Origin of the sequence: uncultured Sphingomonas sp., from assembly GCF_946477935.1 — a bacterium.
GTDB lineage: Bacteria > Pseudomonadota > Alphaproteobacteria > Sphingomonadales > Sphingomonadaceae > Sphingomonas.
The window spans coordinates 1-3059 of record NZ_CAMLAC010000327.1 but is presented as its reverse complement, the minus strand read 5'-3'; the positions used below and the strand labels follow the sequence as shown (position 1 = coordinate 3059).

Annotated in this window: 3 protein-coding genes; 1 reads left to right on the top strand and 2 read right to left on the bottom strand. The window is 66.3% G+C overall.

Going from position 1 to position 3059, the window contains the following annotated elements; translation table 11 throughout:
• Window positions 1–902: DUF5695 domain-containing protein (locus Q0U08_RS19355; RefSeq protein WP_298093402.1), on the bottom strand; the 902-nt coding region annotated here is incomplete at its 3' end.
• A gap of 157 nt (window positions 903–1059) precedes the next feature.
• Here Q0U08_RS19355 and Q0U08_RS19350 point away from each other — a divergent pair.
• On the top strand, window positions 1060–2610 hold the full coding sequence (locus Q0U08_RS19350) for a family 43 glycosylhydrolase (protein WP_298093400.1): 1551 nt from the start codon (window positions 1060–1062) through the stop codon (window positions 2608–2610).
• On the opposite strand, the gene Q0U08_RS19345 is transcribed toward Q0U08_RS19350, so the two are convergent.
• On the bottom strand, window positions 2607–3059 hold a 453-nt coding region (locus Q0U08_RS19345; RefSeq protein WP_298093399.1), incomplete at its 5' end, for a L,D-transpeptidase family protein. The two genes, Q0U08_RS19350 and Q0U08_RS19345, sit on opposite strands and share 4 nt — an antisense overlap.

Sequence of the window (3059 nt, the reverse complement as noted above, 5' to 3'; positions counted from 1 at the left end):
GAGCAATGGACCGCGCCCACCTCCAGCGTTTCGCCCGGCGCCAGCGTGCGCGCGGTGGGCGCGTTCCATTGCTCGCCGGCCTTTTTCCATTCGCGGTCGACATAGCCGGCGGAATGCACCGTCCAGTCGTAGAAGCCTTCCGACGTCTGGCCGCGCGGACTGCGATCCGTGAAGATCGATCCGTCCTTGTCCTCGCGGGGATTCTTCAGCGGTACATAGGCTTCCAGCGGCGTATCCTTGGCGGGCAGGACGAGCAGCGCCGGGCCGCTGCCGTTCAGGCGGGTGACCTGAAGATAGCCAGCGTCGCGACCGATATAGGGGTCCACGAAGCTGGCCTGCGCATGGGCCTGGTCCAGATTGCGATCGGTGATGATGTTGTCGAACACCATCGGCATGCCGAGCGCGCCGATTTCGAGGGGCGCCGCCGTGGTGTTGGTGATGCGGAAGGCGAGGGCGAGGCGCCCCCCTTCGTTTCGCCAAAACCGCTCCACGCGAAACGGCGCATCGCTACCCATGCTGGCGGTGATGTCTGCTCCGGCGATCGTGGTGCCGCCGGCGGGGAGCGGCCGGATTGGGCGGCGCTCGTGCGCGGAGGCGAAGTCCCGCCAAGCGGCACCGGGCGCGCGCACGCGCAGGTTCAGGTCGCCGAGATGGTTGTAACCGTCACCTGTCCGCTCCGCCTCGCGTGCGGTGGGTACGAAGCTGAAGCCGGGCTCGTTCGCGGGTGACAGACGGGCCAATGTCTGCGTGTCACGGCGCAGCGCCAGGCGAAACGGGCCGACATTGTGTTCGGTGGTGGCAACCGGTGGAAAGGTCGGTTTGGGTGCATCCTGGGCTAGCAATGCCGGGGTCGCGGTACCGAGCGCCAAGGCGATCAGCGTGGCGGGACGAAGAAGCGGCATGACGAACCTCTCTGCAATACGAACGATCGGGCGTGTGGGAGGTCCCCCGCCTGGGCGGCAGGGTATCGACGGCCAAGTTTACTTTCAACCATCGTTATACGGTATATTGTCTTTCGATTGCATGCCGGGAATGATGCGGTGATTAGGGGATCGGATCATGAAGTCAGTCGGGCCACGCGTGATATCGATGGGACTGCTGCTTGTCGCAGGGGGCGCGGGCGTGGCGCAGACCGTGCGGATCGCGGGAAACCCCATATTGTCGGACGGACGCTATCATTCGGCAGACCCGGCGCCGGTGGTGGACGGCGACACGCTCTACATCCTCGCGGGTCGCGACGAGGCGCCGGAGGCGGTCAACGACTTCATCATGAAGGAGTGGCAGCTCTTGTCCACCCGCGATCCGGCGTCGCGCGTCTGGCGCCACGATCCTGCCGTCGTCCGGCCGAGCGGGGTGTTCGCCTGGGCCGAACCGGACCGCGCCTATGCCGGGCAGATCGTGAAGGGAGTAGACGGGCGGTTCTACTTCTACGCGCCCGTGCAGGAGCGGAACAGCGATGCCAAGGATCGGTTCGCGATCGGCGTCGCCGTGGCGGAAAGCCCGCGCGGACCATGGAAGGATGCGCATCCCGCCGGACCGATCATCTCGCAGCGTGTGCCGGAGCGCAACGACATCCAGAATATCGATCCGACCGTGCTGGTCGACGATGATGGCCGGGTGTTCATCTATTGGGGCACGTTCGGCCGGTTGCGGGGGATGGAACTGGCGGCGGACATGGTGAGCGCCAAGGGGCCGGAGCAGGTGATCAAGGGACTGACCGGCTTCTTCGAAGCGCCATGGATCATGAAGCGCAAGGGCATCTATTACATGCTCTACGCCGGCAACAATGCGGGGCCGGACAGCCCGTGTACCCCGGCGCTGTATCATGCGTGCCAGGCCTATGGCACGGCCACCTCGCCGCTGGGTCCATGGACCTATCGCGGGGTCGTGCTGAAGCCGGTCTCGTCGACCACGTCCCATGCCGGCGCCGTTGCGTTCAAAGGGCAGTGGTACATCACCTACCACACGGCGGACGCCAAGGGCGGCGGTCATTTCCGCCGGTCCGTCGCGATCGACCGGCTGGAATGGGACGACAGCGTGACCCCGGCGGCGATCCGTCCGGTCCTCCCCACTGTCGCCCCGCGCCCCGCGCCGACCCCAAGCCGCAACATCGCCCCGGCGGCCACCCCGGCCGCCGGCCCAGATCTCCTTCCCACTCGGTTCTGGCTGAAATCGCTCAACGACGGGATAATACGGGCGGCGCCGCTGCCGCCCGACATGTGGTCTAGCTGGCGGGGCAAGGACAATCCTGCAACGCCCTGGATCGTATATCGCTGGCCGACGCCGGTCACGCTGAATGGCAGCCGTATCCGGTTCTTCGCGGACCAGCCGGCAGGCGCTGGCGAGGGTGTGGCGCCGCCCGCATCGTGGCGGCTGGAATATTGGGATGGCGGGTGGAAACCGATTCCGGGGGCAAGTGCCTATGGAACGTCCGCCGATGCGCTGCAGACGGTGGATTTCTCGCGCGTGACCACCCGTTGCCTCAGGGCACGGTTTGTCGCATCGAAAGGCGCGGGCGTCGGGGTGCAGGAATGGGAAGCACTGGCCCCACACGAATCCGCGCCGCCGGCCGCACCCAAAAGGGCCGCGCCGGCCTGCGACCGATCCTAGCTCGTGATCGTATCGCCCATCTGCATCATCTTGCCGTTGGTGACGATGACCGTGTCCCCCAGCCTGGCCGCCGCGAACAGGCGTCGTGCAAAGCCGGGCGGCACGCCGATGCAGCCATGCGTCGCATAGCCGAACCGCACGTCGCTGGCATGGATCGCGACGCCGTCTCGGGTCAGGCGCAGCATATAGGGCATGGGCGCGTCATACAGGTTGGAGACATGGTCGGCGTCCTTTTCCAGAATCGGGAAGACGCCGAGGGGGGTCGGTTTATTATCCGCGCCGTACAGGATGGCGGCTGCGCCAATTTCATAGCCGTCGCGAAACGCCGAAATGGTTTGCGCCGCCAGATCGATGGTGATGACCAAAGGGCCTGCCGGGACGCCCGCATCGTCCCAGACGAAATCGCCGTGGCGCAGCGGGTGTTCGAGGTGGAGGATGCGGCGGACGAC

Bases quoted from the DNA above. Each gene is read 5' to 3' on its own strand.
- Q0U08_RS19350 (WP_298093400.1), top strand. From the start codon at position 1,060: ATGAAGTCAGTCGGGCCACGCGTGATATCGATGGGACTGCTGCTTGTC.